We start from the raw sequence: 299 nt of genomic DNA, 5'->3' as shown, positions 1-299 counted from the left end.
GTGGACACGGCGTGTTCGTCGTCGCTGGTGGCTCTGCATCTGGCGGCGCAGTCGCTGCGTCAGGGCGAGTGCACGCTGGCCCTGGCAGGCGGCGTCACGGTGATGTCCACCCCCGAACTCTTCGTGGAGTTCAGCCGCCAGCGCGGCCTCGCCCCCGACGGCCGGTGCAAGGCGTTCGCGTCGGGCGCGGACGGCACCGGCTGGGGCGAGGGCGTCGGCATGCTCCTCCTGGAGCGGCTGTCGGATGCCCGGCGCAACGGTCACCGGGTGCTGGCGGTGGTGCGGGGTTCGGCGGTCAA

1 protein-coding gene is annotated in these 299 nt (G+C 73.2%); it reads left to right on the top strand.

Annotation, left to right across the window (positions count from 1 at the left end; genetic code table 11):
* Positions 1–299 (top strand): beta-ketoacyl synthase N-terminal-like domain-containing protein (locus GTW67_RS18480; RefSeq protein WP_161165929.1); only part of this gene is annotated, 299 nt, incomplete at both ends.

The sequence above is a fragment of the Streptomyces sp. SID5910 genome, from assembly GCF_009862125.1.
Classification (GTDB): domain Bacteria; phylum Actinomycetota; class Actinomycetes; order Streptomycetales; family Streptomycetaceae; genus Streptomyces.
Note: the sequence above shows the minus strand (reverse complement) of the source record. Positions and strands in the feature narration are given on the sequence as shown.